This is a genomic window from Psychrobacter sp. AOP5-GZ1-6, assembly GCF_052376345.1.
Taxonomy (GTDB): domain Bacteria; phylum Pseudomonadota; class Gammaproteobacteria; order Pseudomonadales; family Moraxellaceae; genus Psychrobacter.
This window is the reverse complement of the sequence record NZ_JBQSVP010000363.1, coordinates 1-364: the sequence shown is the minus strand read 5'-3', so window position 1 is coordinate 364 and position 364 is coordinate 1. Positions and strand designations below refer to the sequence as shown.

The following is a 364-nucleotide window of genomic DNA, read 5'->3' as shown; positions in this document are numbered from 1 at the left end:
GTAAAAAAGGTAGCTTATTCATTGTTTCATTAAAAGGTCTGATACAGTCGCTAACTGCTTTATAAAAGGGCAAAGACTCAATGTCTACTAACATATTTAGTTTTAATCCTAAATAATTATCTTGTAGAACATCTGACAATATATGAACCTCCTTCACGACATCAACTACAGGTACTCGATTTCCCTGGTAATTATCTAAAGGCAAAAAATTATCTATAACTTTAGGAATATCGTTTTCACGTCCTTTCTCAAACAAATATAAAGTTGCAGCTTGTCTTATAGCTAGCATGATACTTTTATGAGTACTGCTTACAGTCTCTATCATCTTTTACCTTAATTATGAATAGTTATTATTTATTCCAAT

Annotated in this window: 1 protein-coding gene; it reads right to left on the bottom strand. The window is 30.5% G+C overall.

Translation table 11 applies throughout. The features are described 5' to 3' along the window. Nucleotides 1-325, bottom strand: a 325-nt coding sequence (locus ACT3RN_RS16220; RefSeq protein ID WP_444518886.1) for a hypothetical protein, incomplete at its 3' end; no start/stop codon positions are given. Nucleotides 326-364: the final 39 nt, after the last annotated feature.